Annotated in this window: 14 protein-coding genes; 8 read left to right on the top strand and 6 right to left on the bottom strand. The window is 68.5% G+C overall.

Features of this window, described 5'->3' with window-relative positions:
• Positions 1–134: 134 nt before the first annotated feature.
• Together ST3T6A_RS0115725 and ST3T6A_RS20410 are read right to left on the bottom strand one after the other, a co-directional pair.
• The gene (locus ST3T6A_RS0115725) at positions 135–743 is read right to left on the bottom strand and encodes a hypothetical protein (protein ID WP_019833908.1); all 609 of its coding nucleotides are present in this window, start codon (positions 741–743) and stop codon (positions 135–137) included.
• Positions 740–1,441 (bottom strand): class I SAM-dependent methyltransferase, encoded by a 702-nt coding sequence (locus ST3T6A_RS20410; protein WP_019833907.1) that lies wholly within the window; start codon positions 1,439–1,441, stop codon positions 740–742. The genes ST3T6A_RS0115725 and ST3T6A_RS20410 overlap by 4 nt, the downstream gene beginning before the upstream one ends.
• Before the next feature lie 248 nt (positions 1,442–1,689).
• Between ST3T6A_RS20410 and ST3T6A_RS0115715 the strand changes: the two genes are divergently transcribed.
• From ST3T6A_RS0115715 to ST3T6A_RS0115695, 5 genes are all read left to right on the top strand, one after another.
• Positions 1,690–2,643 (top strand): UDP-2,3-diacylglucosamine diphosphatase, encoded by a 954-nt coding sequence (locus ST3T6A_RS0115715; RefSeq protein ID WP_019833906.1) that lies wholly within the window; start codon positions 1,690–1,692, stop codon positions 2,641–2,643.
• On the top strand, positions 2,640–3,701 hold the full coding sequence (locus tag ST3T6A_RS0115710) for a glycosyltransferase family 4 protein (RefSeq protein ID WP_019833905.1): 1,062 nt from the start codon (positions 2,640–2,642) through the stop codon (positions 3,699–3,701). The genes ST3T6A_RS0115715 and ST3T6A_RS0115710 overlap by 4 nt, the downstream gene beginning before the upstream one ends.
• 127 nt (positions 3,702–3,828) lie before the next feature.
• A complete protein-coding gene (locus ST3T6A_RS0115705; protein WP_019833904.1) occupies positions 3,829–4,119 on the top strand; it encodes a hypothetical protein in 291 nt (96 codons plus the stop codon).
• A 77-nt stretch (positions 4,120–4,196) separates the two neighbouring features.
• Positions 4,197–5,552 carry an amino acid permease gene (locus tag ST3T6A_RS0115700; RefSeq protein ID WP_019833903.1) on the top strand — a complete coding sequence of 452 codons (1,356 nt, stop codon included), beginning with the start codon at positions 4,197–4,199 and terminating at the stop codon, positions 5,550–5,552.
• Positions 5,553–5,666: 114 nt separating this feature from the next.
• Positions 5,667–6,140: a hypothetical protein gene (locus ST3T6A_RS0115695; RefSeq protein WP_019833902.1), complete on the top strand. Its 474-nt coding sequence runs from the start codon at positions 5,667–5,669 to the stop codon at positions 6,138–6,140.
• Positions 6,141–6,146: 6 nt separating this feature from the next.
• Here ST3T6A_RS0115695 and ST3T6A_RS20405 read toward each other — a convergent pair whose 3' ends face one another.
• Positions 6,147–8,558, bottom strand: a complete 2,412-nt coding sequence (locus tag ST3T6A_RS20405; RefSeq protein WP_019833901.1) for a glycosyltransferase — start codon at positions 8,556–8,558, stop codon at positions 6,147–6,149.
• Positions 8,559–8,780: 222 nt separating this feature from the next.
• Between ST3T6A_RS20405 and ST3T6A_RS20400 the strand changes: the two genes are divergently transcribed.
• A complete protein-coding gene (locus ST3T6A_RS20400; RefSeq protein ID WP_019833900.1) occupies positions 8,781–10,796 on the top strand; it encodes a glycosyltransferase family 4 protein in 2,016 nt (671 codons plus the stop codon).
• A gap of 13 nt (positions 10,797–10,809) precedes the next feature.
• Here ST3T6A_RS20400 and ST3T6A_RS0115680 read toward each other — a convergent pair whose 3' ends face one another.
• Genes ST3T6A_RS0115680 through ST3T6A_RS20940 form a run of 3 tightly spaced genes read right to left on the bottom strand, consistent with a single transcriptional unit; the run spans position 10,810 to position 17,750 of the window.
• On the bottom strand, positions 10,810–11,775 hold the full coding sequence (locus ST3T6A_RS0115680; protein ID WP_019833899.1) for a class I SAM-dependent methyltransferase: 966 nt from the start codon (positions 11,773–11,775) through the stop codon (positions 10,810–10,812).
• A gap of 19 nt (positions 11,776–11,794) precedes the next feature.
• On the bottom strand, positions 11,795–13,453 hold the full coding sequence (locus ST3T6A_RS20395; RefSeq protein WP_019833898.1) for a glycosyltransferase family 4 protein: 1,659 nt from the start codon (positions 13,451–13,453) through the stop codon (positions 11,795–11,797).
• A gap of 25 nt (positions 13,454–13,478) precedes the next feature.
• Complete coding sequence (locus ST3T6A_RS20940; protein WP_051103460.1) at positions 13,479–17,750, bottom strand: rhamnan synthesis F family protein; 4,272 nt, start codon at positions 17,748–17,750, stop codon at positions 13,479–13,481.
• A 259-nt stretch (positions 17,751–18,009) separates the two neighbouring features.
• Here ST3T6A_RS20940 and ST3T6A_RS20385 point away from each other — a divergent pair, with 259 nt between their 5' ends.
• Together ST3T6A_RS20385 and ST3T6A_RS0115655 are read left to right on the top strand one after the other, a co-directional pair.
• Entirely contained in the window at positions 18,010–19,644 is a 1,635-nt protein-coding gene (locus ST3T6A_RS20385) for a TolC family outer membrane protein (RefSeq protein WP_019833897.1), read from the top strand.
• Positions 19,645–19,726: 82 nt separating this feature from the next.
• The gene (locus tag ST3T6A_RS0115655) at positions 19,727–21,466 is read left to right on the top strand and encodes a type I secretion system permease/ATPase (RefSeq protein WP_235785805.1); all 1,740 of its coding nucleotides are present in this window, start codon (positions 19,727–19,729) and stop codon (positions 21,464–21,466) included.
• Positions 21,467–21,470 lie beyond the last annotated feature (4 nt).

Raw genomic sequence — 21,470 nt, 5'->3', positions numbered from 1 at the left:
TTGAGGCTGACAACCCCTCCACCACCTGCGGCGGTCCCCCTCCCCATTTCATGGGGAGAATGAGGGGCCGCCTTCCGATCAAAAGAAAAGGGCGCCTCGGCCGGAACCGAGACGCCCCAGACTTCATCCGAAGCTCAGTTGGCCTCGACGGTCGCCCAATTGTCCAGGCGCTCGCCGCGCATCAGGCGGCCCGGCGCCTTGCGGTAGAGCTTGAAGTCGTTGAACGGATCGGTGAGGATCTTGGCGCCCCACACCAGCCCGGTCTGCACATCGCGCACGAAGAAGAGCTGCACGACGCGGAAGACGAGGCCGCCGGCGCCCAGCGCCAGCCACACCAGGCCGAGGTGACGCAGAAACTCCATCACGCCCGCCGGCTTGTCGAACAGGCCGAACAGCGTCGGGTTGGCCCAGAGCGCCACCGGGGTCAGCGCCCAGATCGTCATGAACACCCACTTGCGGGCGAGGTTGTAGCCGACCTTCACGTCTTCCTTATACTCGTGGCTGGCGTCGTTCGCGACGTCATAACCCTTCGGCTCGAAGAAGAAGTGGCCGATCTGGCGGCTGGTCATGGCGACCGTCCAGGCGAGCAGGCTCGCCAACGCCGGGTCCTTGAACATCAGCACATAGGCCGTCAGGAACGTGCATGCCGACAGGAAGTGCAGGCTCTGGTTGACCAGGCTGTGGTGATAATAGCGATGGTCGTCCCAGCGCTGTTCATGCAGATGTTCGCGGAAGCTCTTCATTGAACCACCTCGTTGACGGGCGCCCGGACGGCCCCGTTGATGGAGTCGTTGGCCGCCAATGCCATCTTGCGAAAGCGCACCAGCGAGAAATGGCCGAGCGGCGGCAGCTCGCGGCGCTCGATCAGCTCGATCTCGGGCATCGCCTCAGCCCAGTCGGAATAGCGCGAGAAGGCGAACTCGGTGCGGAAGCCCAGCCGGCTCGTCACCGGCATCAGCGCCTTCTCGATCTTGCCGCGGATGCCCTGCTCGGCGCCGACGCGGGTGGTGATAACGATCTCGCCGCCGGGACGCACGACGCGGGCGAACTCGTCCAGCGCCTTCTCCGGGTTCGGCACCGAAGTGATGACATATTGCGCCACCACCACGTCGAAGCTGTTGTCGGGGAAATCCATGTTCTCGGCGTCCATCACCTCAATCGCCTCGACATGGCCGAGCTTGAGCGCGCGGACGCGCTGGCGCGCCTTTTCGAGCATCGGCTCGGAGATATCGACGCCGGTGATGCGGTTGGCCTTGTCGTAGCCCGGCAGCGAGATGCCCGTGCCCACGCCCACTTCGAGAATACGGCCGCCGATCTGCTCCGCCACGTCGATCGCCGCGCGACGGCCCTGCCGGAACACCGGCCCGAACACGAGGTCATAGACCGGCGCCCACCGCCCATAGGCATTCGCAACCTGATCGGTTTCCATTTGCGGCACCATCGCCAACCTCCTGAATCCTGACCTCCGCCTATGATCCCGATGTGCGACAAAGAAGCGTCCGATCCGCGTAGCTTTTGCAATGTTCGCGTTTCAGTTCGAAGACAGTTCGACGGGCGGTTTTTGGGTGATTGGCCATAGTCAAGATTCCGTAAAGAAGTGGCAACAGCAGAGTCTTGATTTGGGGCTATAGGGCCTGACGACGGCGGGGTGCCGCCGCCGGTTGCGATTTTCATTCCGGAGGCCACCGCATGGCGACCCTTCCCGATACCCCCGCCGAGGCCCGCCGGTCGCCGCCCGCGCCGCGCCACGATCGCGTGCCACCGCGCACCGGTCGCAAGCTGCCGGACTGGATCCATGAGAGCGACAAGCGCGATCAGCATCCGCACAAGCAGCGCCTGCCGTTCCGCACGATCTGGATCTCGGACACGCATCTCGGCACGTCCGGCTGCAACGCCGATCTGCTGCTCGACTTCCTGAAGTCCACCGAGTGCGAGACACTCTATCTGGTCGGCGACATCGTCGACGGGTGGCAGCTCCGCAAGGGCTGGTACTGGCCGCCGCGCCACAACGACGTGGTGCGCTGCATCCTCAAGCGCGTGAAGCGCGGCACCCGCGTCATCTATGTGCCGGGCAATCACGACGAGGCGTTCCGCGATTTCGTGGGTCTCGACTTCGGCGGGATCGAGCTGATCCCCGAGGACATCCACGTCACCGCCGACGGCCGCCGCCTGCTGGTGCTGCACGGCGACCAGTTCGACTCGATCGTGCTCTATGCCAAGTGGCTCGCCTTCCTCGGCGACAGTGCCTATGTGTTGCTGCTCAAGTCAAACCGGCTGGTGAACGCGGTGCGCAAGCTGTTCGGCCTGCCTTACTGGTCGCTCGCGGCGCATCTGAAAAAGCGCGTGAAGAACGCCGTCCAGTTCATCGGCAAATATGAGGAAGTGGTCGCCCATGCCGCCGCCGATCGCGGCGTGGACGGCGTGGTGTGCGGTCATATCCACTCGGCCGAAATCCGCCAGTTCGGCGACATCACTTATTATAACGACGGCGACTGGGTGGAGAGCTGCACCGCGCTGGTCGAGCATTTCGACGGCCGGATGGAGATCATCGACTGGGCCGAGAAGGTGCGCGCCGAGGCGATGGCCGCCGCCGCGACTGGCGCCCGCGCGACGCCCTCCACCGGCGCGGCCGTGCCCGCATGAGGATCGCGCTGGTCAGCGACGCCTGGGCGCCGCAGGTCAATGGCGTCGTTCGCACGCTGACCACCACCGTCGCGATGCTGCGCGGGCAGGGGCATGTGGTCGAGACGATCACGCCCGACCAGTTCGCCACCGTGCCGTGCCCGAGCTATCCGGAAATCCGGCTGGCTCTGGGTTGCGGGCGGGCGGTGGCGGCGCGGATGAAGGCGTTCGCGCCGGACGCGATCCACATCGCCACCGAAGGCCCGCTCGGCTGGGCGGCGCGGCGCTGGTGCATGGATCGGAAGCGGCCGTTCACCACCTCCTTCCACACGCGCTTCCCCGACTATGTGGCGATGCGCAGCCGGCTTCCGGCCAACTGGTTCTGGCCGATCGTCCGTCGCTTCCACGGCCCCGCCGAGCGCGTCTTCGCGGCGACCGAGACGCTGTCCGCGGAACTGGCGGAGCGCGGCCTGCCGCAGACGCATCGCTGGTCGCGCGGCGTCGACCTCGCGCTTTTCACCCCCGGCCTCGTGGCCCTGCCCGAACTGGCGGACCTGCCGCGTCCGATCCAGCTCTCGGTCGGCCGCGTGGCGGTGGAGAAGAATATCGAGGCCTTCCTGCGCTCCGGCGTGCCCGGCACCAAGGTGGTGGTGGGTGACGGCCCGGCGCGCGCGATGCTGGAGAAGCGCTTTCCGGACGTGGTCTTCCTCGGCGCGCTGCATGGCGAGCGGCTGGCGGCGGCCTATGCGGCGGCGGACGTGTTCGTCTTCCCGAGCCTCACCGACACGTTCGGGCTCGTGATGATCGAGGCGCTGGCGAGCGGCGTTCCGGTGGCGGCCTTCCCGGTGCAGGGGCCGCTCGACATCATCGGGCGGGACGGCATCGGCATGGCCGGCGGCGCGGGCCGTCCGGTCGGCGTGCTCGATGAAAATCTGGAGACGGCCATTCGCGAGGCACTGCTGCTCGACCGGCAGGACTGCGTGGCGGAAGGGCGGCGCTATGGCTGGGATCGCTGCACGGCCCAGTTCTTCGCCGGGCTGGCGTCGATCACGGAAGGCGATCTCGTGATCGCCGCCTGATCGGCTGTTCGAAACTCTGGAACGATTTTGTCGAAACTATCGGGCTGATCCGCAAAGGCCGATCGAAGTATGAACGGTTTGTCAGCCGAGCCGCTCCCCCCTCCGGCCCGGTGACAGGAGGCCCGTCATGGTCCAGTTCGCCTATGCCGTAGCGCGTTGCACCGGAGCTGATCCAGCCGCGTTCGGTCGCCCCTCCCGGCGGACTCAGGCCACGGCGGGCCTCTGCTTTGATCTCATCCGGCGTGTCGCGACCGGGCTGCTGCTGGTCGCGTTGCTGAGCCTCGCCGGCTGGCTTGCCGCTCGTGCGCTGGACTCGACGCTGCTGGGCTTCGTCTTCGCGGACCTGCTGTTTCTTGTCGGCATTGCGCTGCGCGGGGCGGTTGCGCCGGCTCGTGGCCCCCAATCGCGCTCGCGCTGAGGCCAGTCATATTCCCCTGAGTTGACGGACTGCGATACGGATGTGCAATCTCGTGCCCTCAGCGATGGGGGCGCGCGATGGCGGACGAGGCAGGCAACGGCACAGGTCGGCAGAAGCGACCGGCCCGCGCGCTCGGCTTCTGGATGTGCAGCGCGCTCGTCGTCGGCAACATGATCGGTTCGGGCGTGTTCATGCTGCCAGCCTCCCTCGCGCCGTTCGGATGGAATGCGATGCTCGGCTGGATCGTGACGATCGCCGGCGCGCTTACCATCGCCTTCGTCTTCGCGCGCCTCGCACGGGCCTTTCCGCAGGCGGGCGGGCCTTATGCCTATACCCATGCCGCGTTCGGCCCGATGGCGGGCTTCGCGATCGCCTGGACCTATTGGCTGTCGATCGTCGTGGGCAATGCGGCCATCGCCGTCGCGGGCGTGAGCTATCTGAGCGTGCTGATCCCGGTGATCGGGCAGGTGCACGCCCTGCCGCCGTTGCTCACCCTCGGCGTGATCTGGTCGCTGACGCTGGTGAACTGCCTCGGCGCGCGCTCGGCGGGGTGGGTGCAGCTCGCGGCGACGATCCTGAAGCTGCTGCCGCTTGCCGCCGTGCTGCTGGTCGCCGCGGCGGTGTTCGCCGGCGGGGCGGAGCCGGTCGCGCCGTTGCGGCTGGCGGATATCCATCCCGGCGCGGTGACGGGCGCGGCGACGCTGACGCTGTGGGCGCTGCTCGGCCTCGAATCCGCGACCGTGCCGGCGGACAAGGTGATCGACGCGCCGCGCACCATCCCGCGCGCCACCCTGTTTGGGACGGCCTTTGCCGGGCTCGTCTATCTCTGCCTCTGCTCGGCCGTGCTGCTGCTGATGCCGGCGGACCAGCTCGCGCATTCGCCGGCCCCGCTGGCGGACTTCCTCGACGCCCACGTCGGAGCGCATAGCGGCCCGGTGCTGGCGGGCTTCGCGGCCCTGAGCGCGTTCGGGGCGCTCAACGGCTGGGTGCTGCTCCAGGGTGAGTTGCCGGGCGTGATGGCGCGGCGCGGCGTCTTCCCGCGCTGGCTGGGCAAGACCAATGCCGAGGGCACGGCGGTGCGCGCGCATCTCGTCTCGGCGGTGGTGCTGACGGTGACGATGCTGATGAACTTCCAGCGATCGATGGTGGAGCTGTTCACCTTCATCGCGCTGCTTTCCACCACGGCGTCGCTCTTCGCCTATCTGTTCAGCGCGCTGGCGGCGATCCTGCTCCAGCGGCGGGGTGAGATGCCGGCGTCGCGGCCGCTACACGGCGTAGCGGCGGTGGCGGCGGCTTACTCGTTGTGGGCGATTTGGGGCGCGGGCCGGGGGCCGGCGATGTGGGGGCTGGCTTTCCTCGCCTCGGCGCTGCCGGTCTACGCGCTGATGCGCTGGCGGGAGCGGGCGGGCCGGGCGGCGCTGGCGACGGGGTGAGCGTCCTTAACGGCGGATAAAGACTTTGGTCGAAATTCGCGGCTTGTCCTGCATTTCCATGCAACTCAACGGGATACTCGTGGTTGCATCGGCGAAGGCAGCGGGAGCGCGCCCATGCGGGACATGCTGGAAGAGTATCTTGAACGGATGATCGCCATCACGGTTTCAGCGGAGATGGAGATACTGTCGGTATCGGGCACGGACTTCGCGCATCTCGACTATCATCGGATGCGGATGGCCCGGACGCTCACCGCCTACCAGCTTTTCGCGCATCGAGAGATGTTCCACGCCCTGCTGTCGAGCCGCCATGCCGCCGACGTCGAATGCGGGCAGCGGCTGAGCGTCGAGTGCAATGCGCTGGCCGAGGCGATGCGAGCCCACGCCCGCAAATGGGCCGCGCAGGAGCCGGCAGCGATGTGGGGCGAATATCGCCCTGCGGCGCTCGGGCTGATCGAGCGCATCCGCCAGCATATCCTGCACGCCCGCGCGGGCGCGAAGCGGCTTGATCGCGACGAGCGGATGCCGGCGGAAGCGATGTCCTACCCCGCCGACTCCTATCTCCGGCAGATGGCGCGGACCTCGCTCTGACCGACCTCAGGCCTGGCGGCGATAGGCGCTGGCCTGCTCGATGCTGCCGAACGCCGCCGCCTCGATGAAGCGGGCGCGAGCCTCCTCATCGTCCCTCTCGCACAGCGCGAAGCCGATCACGGCGATCGACGCGGCGTGCTGCTTGTCGGTGCCGCCGGTGGACATGGTGATGGTCTCGCTCGTGTCGCCACGGACGAGCACGGTGAGGCTGCTCCGCGCGCCTTCGGGCACGTCGCCGCCGATCCAGCGCGTGGTGCCGGCGTCGAGGCGGCCGCACGCGATCACCGTGCCGTCGACGATGATCTCGAAGGCGGAGGACGCCGCCGCCAGCCCACGCAGGCGGAGATAGAGGCGCAGCGGCACGTTTCCGGCGGGCAGGTCCATGCGCAGCTCGCCGCCGTCGGGGCGGGTGCGGCAGCCGCTCGTTTCCGGCCAGAGCCAGCCCTCGCCGGTGCGGAAAATCTCGCCGCTGGCGAGCCCGCGCCAGATCGGCGTGTCGCGATACAGGCTCACCGGATAATAGGCGCCGAGCGAGACGGGGCGGGCGACGGGCGCCGAGCCTTCGCCCTCGCCGGCGAACCGCTCCAGCGCGTCGCTGATCTGGCCGGCCACCTGCGTCCAGGTGCGGGGCGTGAAGCCGGCACGGATCTCCGCCTCGCGCGCGGTGCGCCATTCGGCATCGAAGGCCACCTTCTCGACCGCCTCGACCAGCCCTTTGGCGCTGTCGTCCTCGAACACCAGCGCGAAGCCGGCGCCCGCCTCGGGCAGCGAGCTGTTGTCGGCGATCACCGGCACCTTGCCGTAGCAGAGCGATTCCGTGATCGGCAGGCCCCAGCCTTCATAATGGCTCGGATAGACGGTGAACTCGCAGGAGCGATAGAACAGCGCCAGCTCCTCGTCCGACGCCTGATGGATGATCGTGACATGCGCGCGCAGCTCCGCGTTCGCGTTGAGGCGCGCGAAGATATGGTCGTTCAGCCACCCGTTGCGGCCGACGCAGACCAGCCTCGGCACCTTCGCCTTGCCATGGCGGCGCAGCAGCTCGGCCCAGGCCTCGAAGGCGAGGAGATGGTTCTTGCGGGATTCGATCGTCGAGACGAACAGCGCGTAGGGCGTGTCCTCCAGCCCCCATTGCGCCAGCGCGGAGGCCGGCAGCGGATGGGACGAGGGGCGGCGGAAGTCGGCGTCGAGCGGCACGACCTCGACGCGGTTCTCCGGCACCTCATGGCCGAGCCGCTCGGCGACGCGCAGCAGGTCGCGCCGGGTGGACTGCGAGTTCACGAGGAACAGGTCCGCGTGCTGGAACACGCCGACCAGCCAGCTCACATAATCCTCGATCACGCCGCGCACGACATGCTCGGGCGCCATGATCGGGATGAAATCGTGGATGAAGGGGATGTAGCTGATCCCCTGCCGCTCCTTGGCGTCGCGCACCATCCGGTAATAGTCGTAGATCCACCACGACGTGCCGAGATTGACGAGGATCGCCTTGTCCGGGAGCGCATAATGCCCGTCCACCGCGAGGTGGAAGAAGAGGCGGGCGCGCAGGAACTGCCACGCCGGATCGTTCGCGTCGCTGCCCGAGGTGGCGAGATAGGCGAGTTCGAGGAACATCGGGACGGGGATTTCGATCCAGTGATCGCGCCCGTCGATGAAGCAGCAGATGCCGACCATCTCGCGGCCATGCGTCTTGAGCGCGGTGGCGAGCACCTCGATCTGCACGCGCTGGATGCCGGTGGGCAGGCGGCTGTGGCGGAAATGGGCGATGAGGTCGGTCAGGTCGAACACCAGCGGGCGCTGGCTGGCCGATGCCGGGGCCTCGGCCCACCCGACATGATCGAGCGCCTCGCGCGCGGCGGCGAGCGTGCGCAGATCCTCCGAACTGGCCTTCTGGCCGAGGCGGCGCATCGCCGCGTCGAGATCGGCGGCGGCGCTTGCGGCGGGCTCGGTCGGACGGGCGGCGGCCTGCTCCTCGTGACGGATCACCGCGCGCACGAGCGCGGGCGACATGTTCGCGACGCGGCGGATGGCGTGGAAGACCTCTTCCTCCAGTTCCTCCGCATGGCCCTGCCGGAGGAGGCCGCTGGCGTAATAGCGCGTCGCGTCGGGGTGGCGCCCGCCGCGCTTCGAGATGTGGCCGAGATGGAGATAGGGTTCCGCGCTGTCCGGCCTGAGCGCGGCGGCGGACTTGTAGGCCTCCACGCCTTCGTCGATGCGATGGCATTCGGCAAGCGAATGGCCGAGCTGCATCCAGATGTGAAAGAGCGAGGAATCCTCCGCCAGCGCCGCGCGATAGGCGTCGGCCGCGCCGGACCAGTCGCCGCTGTTGCGGGCGCGGTTGCCGCGGGCGATCGTCCGATGGACGCGCGGGGTGACGGCCACGCCAGCGGATTTCTTGATCTTCAGCTCGAACTTCATGACCGGCGGTTTCTGTCCTTCGGGGTGCGCGCGGGGGCGGTGTATACCGGGCGGCGGGCCATGCCAACGCGCCTCGCGGCGCTTCGTCCTGAGAATGAGGGTAAGTGGCGTCAACCCACTTGAGTTTCGCAAGGCCTTCGTGGATGGCCGGGTTGAAAGCAATATGCGGAGCGGGGCCGGGAGCGGGCGGAACCCACGCATTCAGCGGGAATGTTCAGGACTATGCCGATCGAAAACGACTCCCACGCCGTGAACGGCGCGCAGAGCCTGCTGGAGGCAGTGCAGACGGCGCGGGATTCGCTGGGCCGCATGGCGTTCGAGCTGGACGCCGGCACCGCCACGCTGCCCGCCGACGCAGCCGAGAGCCTGAAGGAGGCGCAGCAGCTCCTTCACCGTCTGGCCGGCGAGGTGACCGACGGCCCGCGCGCGACCGGCACGGGCAAGGCCTTCTTCTTCGACGTGTCCGACCTGCTCGGCTATTATCCGCACAACCGCCTGCCGACCGGCATCCAGCGCGTGCAGATCAACACCATCCTCAATCTGCTCGATGCGCCGGGCGACTGGGCGATCACGCTCTGCCGCTTCTCGGAGACGCGCGACGAGTGGCTGGCGGTGCCGGTCGCGCCGTTCCGCAGCGTCTGCGAACTCAGCATAGCGGGGGGTGATCCCGAGGCGAGCGTGTGGCGCAACGAAGTCGCGCGTCTGGAAGGGATCGTGATGAGCGGCCCGGCGCTGGCCTTCCCCAAGGGCGCCACGCTCATCAACCTCGGCACGTCGTGGTGGCTGCCCAATTATTTCATGTACATCCGCCAGGCGAAGATCGCCTCGCAAATCCGTTATGTGCCGCTGATCCACGACATGATCCCGGCGATGCTGCCGGACTATTGCAATATCGAGCTGGTCCATGAGTTCATCGACTGGCTGGTCGGCGTGCTGCAACATGCGGACTTCTTCCTCGCCGTGTCGGAATCAACCAAGGCGGACCTGATCCGTCTGGCGGGCGATCTCGGCCGTGAAATCCCGTCCGAGCAGGTGGCGGTCGTCCCGCTCGCAGCCGAGCTGAACGGCGAGGCCGTGAAGGCGCAGGCGGCGCACGTGTCGCTGGGCAAATGGGGTCTCGCCAAGGGTTCGTTCGTGCTGTTCGTCTCGACGGTCGAGGCGCGCAAGAACCAGGTCGCGGCGTTCGAGGCGTGGCAGAAGCTCTTCACCCGCCACGGCAAGGACAAGATTCCGCAGCTCGTCTGCGTCGGCAAGAAGGGCTTCGGCTGGGACGTCGCTTATGCCCGCCGGGAGATGAGTCCGGACCTGATCGAGAAGGTCACCATCCTCGACAAGGTGAACGACGCCGAGCTGGAGGCGCTGTACCGCAACTGCCTCTTCACCATCTATCCGAGCCTTTATGAGGGTTGGGGCCTGCCGGTGACGGAATCGCTCTGCCACGGCAAGGTGCCGGTGGTGGCGAACAACTCGTCGCTGCCACAGGCGGGCGGCGGCTTCTCGGTGGAGTTCGAGACCGGTTCGGTGACGAGCTTCGTCGCCGCGCTGGAGCAGATGATGTTCGACGATGGCTTCCGCGCGTCGAAGGAGCAGGCGATCGCGCAGCGCTTCGTGGCGCGGACATGGCGTGAGGTGGCGGCCGATGTCGAGCGGCGGGTGGGCGAGTTCGCCGCCCGCGCGGACGGGACCGAGCATCTGTGGCGCACCCCGGTCGCCGAGCCCGGCTATTATCCGATGATGCGCAATCGTGAGCGGACGGCGCGGGTCGGCATCGGCTCGGCCGAGTTGTTCCGCCACGGCAACGGCTGGTGGCGTCTGGAGGATGCGGGCTGCTGGACGCGGCCGGGCGGTGGCGAGCTGCTGCTGCGCGTGCCGGCGGGCGCTGCGCGGATCGGCATCGAGCTGATGGCGCTGCCGAACCATGTGACGAAATACAGCATCAGCTCGTCCGACGGCGTGCTGGCGACCGGGGCGCTCGATCCGAAGGTGCGGAAATGGGCCTTCTTCGATCTGCCGGCGGCGGACGAGGATCGCGACGTGCTGCTCCATATCGTCAGCAACACGGAGGAAGTGTCGGTCGAGGACGAGGAGGGGAACGAGCTGGAGCCCAGCCGCGATCTCGGCATCGGCCTCTGCGCCTTCTTCGTCTTCGATCTCGCGAACCCGCGCGCGCGCATCGACTTCATCGAGGCGGCGGCGCTGGGCGGGCTCGGCGATTACAAGGTGGGCCTGCGCTTCTGACGCCGGCCCGGCGTCAGAGCTTCCAGGCGATCAGCGTGTTGCCGGCGGCATAATGCTGGCGCGCCTCGTCCGGGAGTGCTGCCATCACCCGGCCCCAGAAGGGGCCGCCCGGCTGCTCGGCCAGCAGCGCGCCGACGGACATGGCCCTCATCTCCTCGCGCAGCTCGGGTGAGGTGATCGCCTCCATGATCCCGGCGAGCTGCCAGCTGATGGCGTGATCCGGCGTCTGATTGTCGAAAGTGCCCAGCCGGATCGTCTCGAAGCCGTCGTCGAACAGCCGCGTCAGCCCCGCGCGCGTCGCGTTGTAATAATGTGACGGATATCCGTGGACGGGGACGAGGAAGGGATAGTCGATGAACACGACGCCGCCGGGCTTGAGCATCCGGCGGAACTCGGCCGCCGCCACCCACGGCTCGGTGACATGCTCCAGCACCGCGAAGCAGCCGATGCCGTCCAGCGAGGCGTCCGCGATCGGATAGCGGCAGGCGGGCTCGATCACGAGATCCGCGCTCGCCGACGGGTAGACGTCGAGATAGAGGCAATTGTCGAACCGGCGGCTACGCAGCCCGCAGCCGACGTCGAGATAGCGGCGATCGGGATGGCGGCGCACCTCCTCGACGAAATCGCCGAGGCCGGGATTGGCCGATTCCGCATCATATTCCGCGAGCGTGTGGCTGAGGCCTCCATAAGCCACGGGGAAGCTACCTTCGCCGCGCAGGAAGCGGAAGCTGCCGCCCGCGCCGTGCGATGCGTCCAGAACGTCGGCGAAGCGCCGATATTTCCGCTCCGCGCGCGTGCCGACCCAGCCGAGCGCCTCGGGCAGCCACTGATGCCGCCCCTCGCGCCGGCCGTGGCGGATGAAATGGTCCCAGGCGTCTCCGCCGTTCGCGACATGGCGCGCCACGTCGGGATTGGCGCGGAGATACAGCTCCTCCTCGAAATTCTCTTCGGTGGCGGGTTCGCGGGGCGGCTTGGTCATGATTGAAACCCTGTGTCGTCTAGCGCGCGGTCGTCGCGAAGCCGTATTTGATGAGCCACATCACGCCGGCGGTGAGAATGCGGCGGTTGATCTCGGGGAAGGCATCGAACAGCGTCCGCAGCGTGGCGTCACCCGCGTCGAGCCGGGCGAGGATCGCGTCCAGCCTGGCAGGAGCAGGCAGGAGGTGAGGGGCCGCCATCGTCATCTCCAATCCCCCCGCGACTGCCGCGGCCTCCGCCGGTCCGCCGGGCAGGCGGCGGATCGGCAGGTCGAACCCGAGCGGCGCGGTCGGATAGGATTCGAAGAGCGTGTAGGGGTCGCCCCGGTCGGGCCGGAAGGGCTTGCCGGCGGCGAGCGGCGCCGTCTCCCCGGTCGCGGCCTTGCGGCGTTCCGCCAGCTCGCCGAGCAGATCGCGATACTGGCCGATCACGACCGGCCAGTCATAGAGCCGGCGTGCGTGGCGGCGGGCGGCATGGCCCATGGCGGCGCGCAGGGTGGCGTCGGTGATGAGCGCCTCGAACGCTTCCGCGGCGTGGGCAAGATCGATCGACGTGCTCTGCGCCGCCGCGCCGATATAGCCGTTATACTCGTCGATCCCGAGCGCGTAGCGCAGTGTCAGATGGCTCCCTGCGCCGGGCAGCGGCTGCATGGTGGGGATGAGGAAGCCCGTCTCGCCGTGCGCCACCGTGTCGCGGAAGCCGTCCCAGTCGCTCACCACCACGGGCAGGCCGGCGGCCATCGCCTCGACGGGGGCGAGGCCGAACGTCTCCTGGATATTGTCGACCAGCAGCGTGAAGATGTCGGCGGCGGCCCAGATCGTCCGGCGCACGTCGGCGCGGCGGCCGTCGACGACATGCGTGACGATCGTCTCCGCGAACTGGTCGGCGATGGCCTGGAAAGCGGCTTCCTGCTGGGGCGAGGAGAACCAGCCGGCGAGGATCAGGTGGACCTTGCGTCCCGCCTTCCGGGCCGCGGCATCGAGCGCGAGATAGAGCGGCACCGGATGCGCCTTCCCGAACAGCGCCAGCCGCGCGACCTGAAGGATGGCCACCGCGTCTTCGGGGATGCCCAGCTCCTCGCGCCAGCGGGTGCGATTCTCGGGCGTGGTGGCGAAATCGTCGCAATGGACGCCCAGCGGGATCACGGGCAACTGGCAGGTATCGAAACGCTGCGCGCCGAGACGCGCGGCGAAATATTCCTTCTGCGCCTCCAGCATCGTCGTCACCGTCGCGAGGACGGACTTCGAGGTGCAGATCAGCGCGTCCCAGCTCTGCACCGGCGTCGTCATCAGCGCGGCGATGCGGTCCATCGTATTGTCGGAAGCCGTCGTGTGCGTGATGCCGACGATGCTCCAGAGCTTCTGTCCATGCGCGCGGCGATGCCAGGTGAAGGCGCCCACCGACGGATCCGCGAGCCAGAGCGCGCCCGCCTCGATCAGCGCGCGCTCCGCGCCGATGCCGGCGCGCGCCGTCGCCCCCGTCGATCCGAAGGCGGCGACCTTCTTCGCGAAATGCTCGCCTTCGGCGGCATTGTGCGTCCAGCAGGTCAGCGGGTCCGCGCCCGCATGGCGGGCCCACGCCTTGAGGAAGCCCTCGCTCGCCGAATGCCGGCCGAGCAGGCGCGGGCCGGTGGTGTCGAACTCGGTCGAGACATATTGCAGCGCGGCCAGACCCGGCATGGGGAAGCGTCCTCAGGGAGTGGCGTCAGCGATACCAGGCGTGCGGATCGGCCTGGGGCGCGAGATCGAAGCGATCGCGGTGATGGCCGGGGTGGAAGGAGGGGTCCGCCTCCAGCCAGCGCCGCCAGCGCGTGGTGAAGCGGGCCATCTCCTCGCCGGGCGGCAGCACCTCGCCCCGCGAGGCCTTCTCGGCATGGGTGAATTCCGCATCGGGCGTATAGACGATGCGATAGCCCATCGAGCGCAGGTTCAGGCAGAGGTCGACATCGTTGAACTCGAGGCTGAAGCCCTCGTCGAAGCCGTTGACCTTCTCCATCAGCGAGCGGCGCGTGGCGAACACCGCGCCCGTCACCATCGACCATTCACGCTGGGCCAGCGCCCAGTCCTGATAGCCGCCCTGATCGGTGCGCGCGCCGAGCCAGACATGCGCGACGGCGGCGAACAGCGGCGCGATGCCGGCATGTTGCAGGCGGCCATCCTCATAGAGCAGCCGCGCGCCGACGCCGCCCACGCCCTCATCTAGCGCGAAGGTCTGGAGACCCTTGAGCCAGCCCGCGCCCAGCGGCAGCAGATCGTCGTTGAGGAAGACGAGCTGCTCCGTCTCGGCCGCGCGCCACAGGCGGTTCATCTTGGCGGCATAGTTGAAGGGCTCGCCCGGCGCGCGCGGCGTGGCGAGGCGGCGCAGCTCGAATGGCCAGTTGCGCTCGGCCCAGGGGGCTTCGTCCTCGATGTCGTCGCCGACGATGACGTGCAGGCGGTCCATCGGCCAGTCCGTCTCGGCGATGCCGGCGAGCAGGCGCTCGATATAGGTCGACTGGCCGTCCGGCGTCGGGCTGCGGCGCGTGGGGATCAGCAGCGTCACCGCCGGCATGGCGCCGGGATCGAAGCGGCGGGCGAGGCTCAGCAGCCCCGGCGCGCGGCCATCGGCCGCGTCGTGCATCGCGAAGGCCGGCAGGTCGCGCAGGACGGCGCGGCGGCTTTCCGCCGAAGCGCGGGGACGCGCGCCCTGGAAGGCGAGCAGCACCTCGGGGATGCGCACGATCGACAGCCCGGCGGCGTGCGCACGCAGGAGGAGGTCGGTCAGGACCGCCGCGCCATGCTCGGCATGGAGGCCGAGCTGCGCCAATGCGGAGGCCCGCACGATCACCGGCCAGCCGACATAATCCTGCGCGGCGAGGAGGGTGACGTCGAACTCCGGCTTGAGGCGGATCTGGTCGATGCCCTGCTCTTCGCCGACCGCGACGTCGTCCGCATAGAGGATCGCGGCGTCGGGGCGCCGGGCGGCGAAGTCGAGCACGCTGCGCTCGAACTGGGGCGAGGCCAGCGCCTGCTCGGGCGCGAAGGCGATCCAGCGATCGGCCTCGGTGGGGAGATCGGCGAGACGCTCCGGATCGAGCGAGCCGTCCTCGGCGAGCGGCACGGCGACGAGGCTTTCGTTCCAGTCCACCTCGGGGAAGGGCACGCCCGCATCGACGTTCGAGCCGAAGCCGCCCGCCGGGCGGATCGGGCCGCCGCGCTGGACGGTGGCGTCGAGGCTTTCGGTGATCTGGCGCGCGACGGTTTCGAGCGAGAGCATCGCGCCGATGCGCTGGCGGCCGGCGTCACCGATCTGCGTCTCGCCCGCGTCGACGGCGGTAGCTGCGCGAGTCAGCGCGTTGGCGAGCGCCGGCTCGTCGATCCGCGCCCATTCGCCGCCGGCGGTGTAGTGGCCGAAATCCTCGGTCAGCTCCCAGCGATGCGCGCGGACGGGATAGCCGCAGCTCGCATCGAGGAAGTCCCTGCTGCCCGAGAAGTCGGTTGCGACGACGGGCTTTCCGGCTGCCATGGCTTCCGCGATCGTGAGGCCGAAGCCCTCCGAGCAATGCGGCGAGGCGTAGATGTCCGCCGCCGCGACGAGATCGGCCAGCGTCGCCGGATCCATCGAGCGGTCGATCAGGTGGACCGACGGCGTGCCCTCGGCCAGCGCCTTGAAGGCGGCCCCGTCTTCGGGGCGATCCATCAGGTGCTTGGTCTTGAGCACGAGCGTCCAGCCCTGCGCCGCAAGGCCCGAGGCCGCGAAGGCGCGGACCAGCGCGGCGGGGTTCTTGCGGACGAGATAGCTCGACCCATCAAAGACATAGAGGATGATCTTGCCATCCACCTTCAGGCCGAGATCGCGGAACAGCGCCTTGCGATACACGGGCCGCGCCGGGGCGACGGGCACCGGATGCGGAATGACGTCCACCGGCGCATCGCTCTCGCGGGCGAAGACATCGGCGCAGTAGCGGCTCGGGCTCCAGATGCGGTCGACCGAGTGGAACTCGGCGCGCCAAGCCGGCGGCAGATGGCCCATCTCCCACACCCAATAGCCGATGCGGCGATGGGCGGAGCGGACGGCATGGAGCTGCTCGTCGGTCAGCAGGTGCCAGCTATCCGGGTTGAGATGGACGATGGCGATGTCCGGCGTGCCCTCGAAGTCGAGGATGTCGACCGGCGGCGTCAGCGGGCGGTGGACGTGGAAGGGCTTCTTGATCGGATGCGCGTTGATCCGCGCGCCGGTACGGCGCAGCGCGGCGAGCAGGTTGCGGCTCGCGCTGCCGAGGCCGTTGTCGTAATTCCACGGGCCGTAGAAGGCGATCTTCAGCCGCTGCTTCGGCGCCTCCGGCAGGGGCTCGACGCGGCGGGCGAGGAGCCCGCGATCCGGGCCTTCGGGGCCGAACTCGTCGGCAGCGGCGATGGTCTGGTCGATCAGGCCGATGTCGAAGCCCGCCTGCGTCAGCGTGTCGCGCCAGCCGTCGGTGTCGGCTTCCGGGAAGAGACCGCGCAGCAGGAGCAGCTTCACGAAGGGGAAGCCGTCCGCGATCAGCTCGCGCCAGCCGAACAGCGAGGGGTTGATCGCCAGATGGCTGGGGAACAGCACCTCGACCGTGTGGCCATAATTCTCCATCCCCCGTGCGAAAGGGATCTCATAGGTGCGGACCACATCGTCCTTGGAGCCGAGCATCTGCACCCGGTCCCAGAAGCTGTGGAATGCCCAGGAGGAGAGCAGGCGCGGCTTGCAGGCGACGAAATAGCTCTGGAGATGCCAGCCATATTCATGGCTTTCGGTGAGCCCCACGAGGTCGGCCTCGCTCGCCCGCACCCGCTCGATCATCGTGGCGAAGCGCGGTGCGTCGACCGGCCCCATCACGCTGTCGTTGAGGAGGAGCAGCAGCTTCGACCCGAACAGCTCGGGATGGAGCTTCAGCGCGTGGGCCCAGGCGGCGAAGTCGTAGCCGACATTCTCGCGCACCATCGCGCCGGCCAGCAGGTCGAGCACGGAGGCCGGCAGGTCGAGCGGCCGGTCCGCGACGGCCACCAGCAGCGTGGCGATGCCCTGATCCTTCAGCGCGCGCAGATAGCCGGGGACGTGCGGCTTGAGCTTGCCCATCGGCGCGTGCGTGACGAACAGGGCGACCTCGCCATGGGCAGGCATCACGAACGGTCGGGCCATGGTGCTGTGCGCCGCCCACGCCGGGCGCGGTGCGCCGTCGCCGAAGCCGGGGTTCGGGTGGAGCTGCACCGGCGAATTGTCCAACTCCTCGCCGCCGGGGAGGCGGTGGGCCGAGACGATCACCGTGTCGCCGTCGATATCGAGCATGGCGCGGAAGCCGTGCTCGCCCGCCTTCTCGCGCGGCAGGCGGGCGCGGGTACGGCCGATCACCTGGCCGTCGACGCGGAACTCGATCAGCGGGCGCTCGCCGGGCTCCGACAGTACGAAGCCAGACACGTTGCGCTGGAACCATCCGTCGAAGCGGCCGACCGCGACGGGGGCCTCCTCCGGCTGCTCTTCGGCGGGGGGCGGAGGCGCGGACTCCTCCTCCTGCGGAGGGACCGGGCCGAAGCCGATGCCGCCCGGCGCATCGGCGGCAGCTTCCGTCGTTTCGTCCTCCGCCTGTTCGACCGGCGGCAGCGGCAGGTTGGCGAGCGCATTGCGGGCATCCGTGTTGCCATCCAGCAACAGGCTGTCCGTATAATGGAGGCGGGCTTCGTCCACCTTGCCCTGCCGGTTCGCCAGATGGCCGCGGCACAGGGCGAGATCGGCGTCGCCGGGGTTCAGGCGGTCGGCCGTTTCATAGGCGCGCTCGGCGTCATCGAACTGACCGGCTTCGCCCAGCATATGGCCGAGTTGCACCCAGATGGCGGCATCTTCGCGATGGCGTGCGAGATAGCGCCGATATTCGGCGGCGGCGTCGGTCCAGCGGCCTTCGGCGCGGGCGGCATCGCCCCTGCGACGCGCCGACCGCGCGGCGCGGTCGAGCAGATAATCCCCGATCATGAACCCCTCGACAAACACCGGAAACGCAAATTGTGCACCCCTTGCCCGCGATCACAAGTCGGCGCCGAGCCGACGATCCGTTCCGCTGTAGGAAAGAGCGTGGCATGTGGAAAGCCTTGTAGGATGGTCGAGCCGCCCCATGGCCCTCGATTGACAGCAAATGCGATCCCGCTAAGGAAACCTCCGCGCGATTGCCTTTGATGCCATCCGTGAACTTTTGGATCTCTGCTTGACTGCAATCGGCCGCCATCGACCGTCCATGAACCTCCGCGTCCTGTCGCGAGCCCTTCGCCTGCTTCCGCCCGTCATGGCCGCTGCCATGCCGCAGGTGGTGAGCGCGGAGAGCCTCGCCGATGCCGTCGCCATGGCCTATGCCCATAATCCGACGCTGGTGCAGCAGCGCTTCACCCAGAAGAGCGTCGACGAGAATTATGTGCAGGCGCGCGCCCAGTACGGGCCGCAGCTCAGTCTTCAGGCGACCGGCAATTACGACAGCCAGAACGCGCTGGGCAGCACGTCGAGCTCCTCCACCGGGCAGGTGATCGCGCAGGTCAGCCAGCCGATCTACACCTCGGGCCAGCTTCGCGGGCAGCTTCGGGCGGCGCACGCCAATGTGCTCGCGGGCCAGCAGAACCTGCGTCAGGTCGAGCAGAACACCGTCCAGAACGTCATCATCGTCTACGCGCAGGTGCTCCGCGACGAGCAGCGCGTGCAGGTGGCGCGCGAGAATGTCGCGGTGTTGCAGGACCAGCTTCGCGAGAATCGGGAGCGCTACACCAAGCTCGGGCGCGGGCAGGGTGCGGGCGATGTCACCCTGACGGACGTGGGGCAGGCCGATACCCGCCTCGCGCAGGCCGAGAGCGACCTCGCCTCGCTGGAGGCGACGCTGGACACCAGCCGCGCCCAATATCTCCAGATCGTCGGGCAGAATCCCGGTACGCTCGATCCGCTGCCGGACCTGCCAGGCATGCCCGCATCGATCGACGAGGCCTTCGCGCGCGCCGAGGCCAATAATCCGGGCCTGCTCACCGCGAAATATACCGAGCAGGCATCGAGCGCGAACGCCGCCGCCGCGCGGGGCGCGCTTGGGCCGACGGCCTCGCTGACCGTGCAGGGGAGCTACACGAGCGAACCGAACCAGGTGATCGGCCGTTATGGTTCGAAGGAAGTGTTCGCGGGTGTCACGGTGCGCCAGCCGCTCTTCTCCTCCGGTGCGCTCCGCTCGCAGGTGCGCCAGGCCGATGCGCGCAACGGCGCCGATCAGGCCGCCGTCGAGGCGGCGCGCCGGCAGGTGATCGAATCCGTCGACGCCGCCTGGAGCCAGCTCGTCGCCGCGCGCCGTTCGCTGACCTCGGGTGAGCGTCAGGTCACCTCCGCGCAGCTCGCCTTCGCGGGCATGCATCGCGAGGAGCTGTACGGCCTGCGCTCGACGATCGAGACGCTGAACGCCGAACAGGACCTCTTCTCCGCGCAGCTCAATTTCCTGTCGAGCCGCTACACCGAATATGTCTCGCGGGCGCAGCTCCTCTCGGCGATCGGCGCGCTCAAGGCGGAAGCGATCGTGACGGGCCTCCAGAAGCAGGACCCGAACGACAATTTCCGCAAGGTCCGCAACCGCGGGCGCACCCCGCTGGAGCCGCTCGCGATGGCGATCGACCGGATCGGCTCGGCTAATCCGCGCCGCCCGGCGGTCGCCGATCTGGCGGGCGCGGACAGCCCGCTTCCCAATTCCACCGCGCCGCTTCCCGACACGCCCAGTGCGGAGGTGTTGCAGAAGCCGCTCGTTCCGATCACGCAGAGCCCACTGGTGCCTGCGGACAAACTGCCCGGCGGACTGCCCAAGACCGGCGACCTGCCGGACAAGCCCGCCATGTCGACGGACCTCAACCCATGACGTTCCCCTTCGTTGCCGCCTTCGCCGCGCCCCTCGGGCGCGCTAAGGTCCGTACTGCAATCCTGTCGGAGGGGGCCCGGTCATGGCGTTGAAACCCGGAAAATCCTCGCGCGTCCACGAGGTGATGCCGTCGCCGCTGCGCCGGACGCTGGCGCTCGGCATCGGCCCGATGCTGTTCGCCGGCCTGTTCAGCCTCGTCAGCAACCTCTTGTATCTCGCGCTGCCGATCTACACGAACCAGATCTACAGCCGGGTGCTGTCGAGCCAGTCGGTCTCCACGCTGGTGGTGCTGACGCTGGGCGCGGCGTTCGTGTTCATCATCTCCTCGATCGTGGACCATTTCCGCGAGCAGGTGCTGAGCGGCTTCGGCGCGGTGTTCGACCAGCAGGTCGCCTCGCACGTCTTCTCGGCGCTGTTCGACGCGGTGGTGCGCCGCCAGGGCACGCGGGCGCAGGCGCTGCGCGATCTCGATACGGTGCGTCAGGCGATCAGCGGCTCGGCCGTCAACGTGCTGTTCGACCTGCCGTGGATGCCGGTGTTCCTGCTCATGCTGTTCATCGTCGATCCGCTGATCGGCGTGGCGACGCTGGTGGGCGGCGTGATCCTCGTGATCCTCGCCGTGTTGCAGGATCGCGCGACCCATGGCGCGCTAAAGACCGCCAACAACGCCGCGCTGCAAAGCTACAGCTTCACCGACGCGGCGCTCCGCAACGGCGAGGTGGTCCGCGCGCTGGGCATGTTGCCGCGCCTCGGCTCGCAATGGGCGAGCTTCCGCCAGCTCTCGATCAGCGCCGGTGCCGCGGCGGGCGAACGGGCGTCCTTCTACAGCGGCGCGATCCGCTACGTCCGCATGCTGATCCAGATCCTGATCATCGCGCTCGGCGCCTATCTGGTGGTGGAGCGGACGATCCCGTCGGGCCTGCTGTTCGCCAACATGATCCTCGCCGCTCGCGCGCTCGCGCCGATCGAGCGGATCGTGGCGTCGTGGAAGGGGCTGTTCGAATCCGCGCAGGCCTTCCGCCGTCTGGAAGCCGCGCTGGAGGATTATGAGCCGCCGGTGCCGCTCACCCAGCTTCCGGTGCCGCAGGGCCGGCTGACCGTCGAGAACGTCAATTTCGCGCCCGCCGGCGCCCCGGCGCTGGTGCTGGTGAACCTGACCTTCGGCATCCTGCCGGGCGAGATGGTGGGCGTGATCGGCCCGTCCGGCGCGGGCAAGTCGACGCTGGCGCGCCTGCTGGTCGGCATCTGGAAGCCGGTGGCCGGCTCGGTCCGCCTCGACGGCGCCGACGTCTATAGCTGGGATCGCGAGGATTTCGGCCGTCACGTCGCCTATCAGCCGCAGGATACGGAACTCTTCTCCGGCACGGTGCGCAACAATATCGCCCGCTTCCGGGCCGATGTGGACGATGCCGACGTGATCCGCGCCGCGCAGGCCGCCGGTGCGCATGACCTCATCCTGCGCCTGCCCAATGGCTACGACACCGAGCTGGGCGAGGGCGGGGCGATCCTGTCCGCCGGCCAGCGCCAGCGCGTCGGCCTCGCCCGCACGCTGTTCGGCGATCCCAAGCTGGTGGTGCTCGACGAGCCCAACGCCAATCTCGACCAGGAAGGCGAGAAGGCGCTGAACGAGGCGATCCTGAGCCTCAAGGCGCGGGGCGCCACGATCGTGATGATCTCGCACAAGCCTTCGGCCTTCCAGCATGCCGACAAGCTGCTGGTGCTCCAGAACGGCAAGATCAGCATGTACGGCCCGCGTGAAGACGTCATGCAGCAGCTCAGCGGGGCTCGCCCGCGTCCGCCGCTTGCGGAAGTGAAGGGTTAAGTTC

It is taken from the genome of Sphingomonas sp. PR090111-T3T-6A, assembly GCF_000383095.1.
GTDB lineage: Bacteria > Pseudomonadota > Alphaproteobacteria > Sphingomonadales > Sphingomonadaceae > Solisphingomonas.
This window is presented reverse-complemented; position numbering and strand designations above follow the sequence as displayed.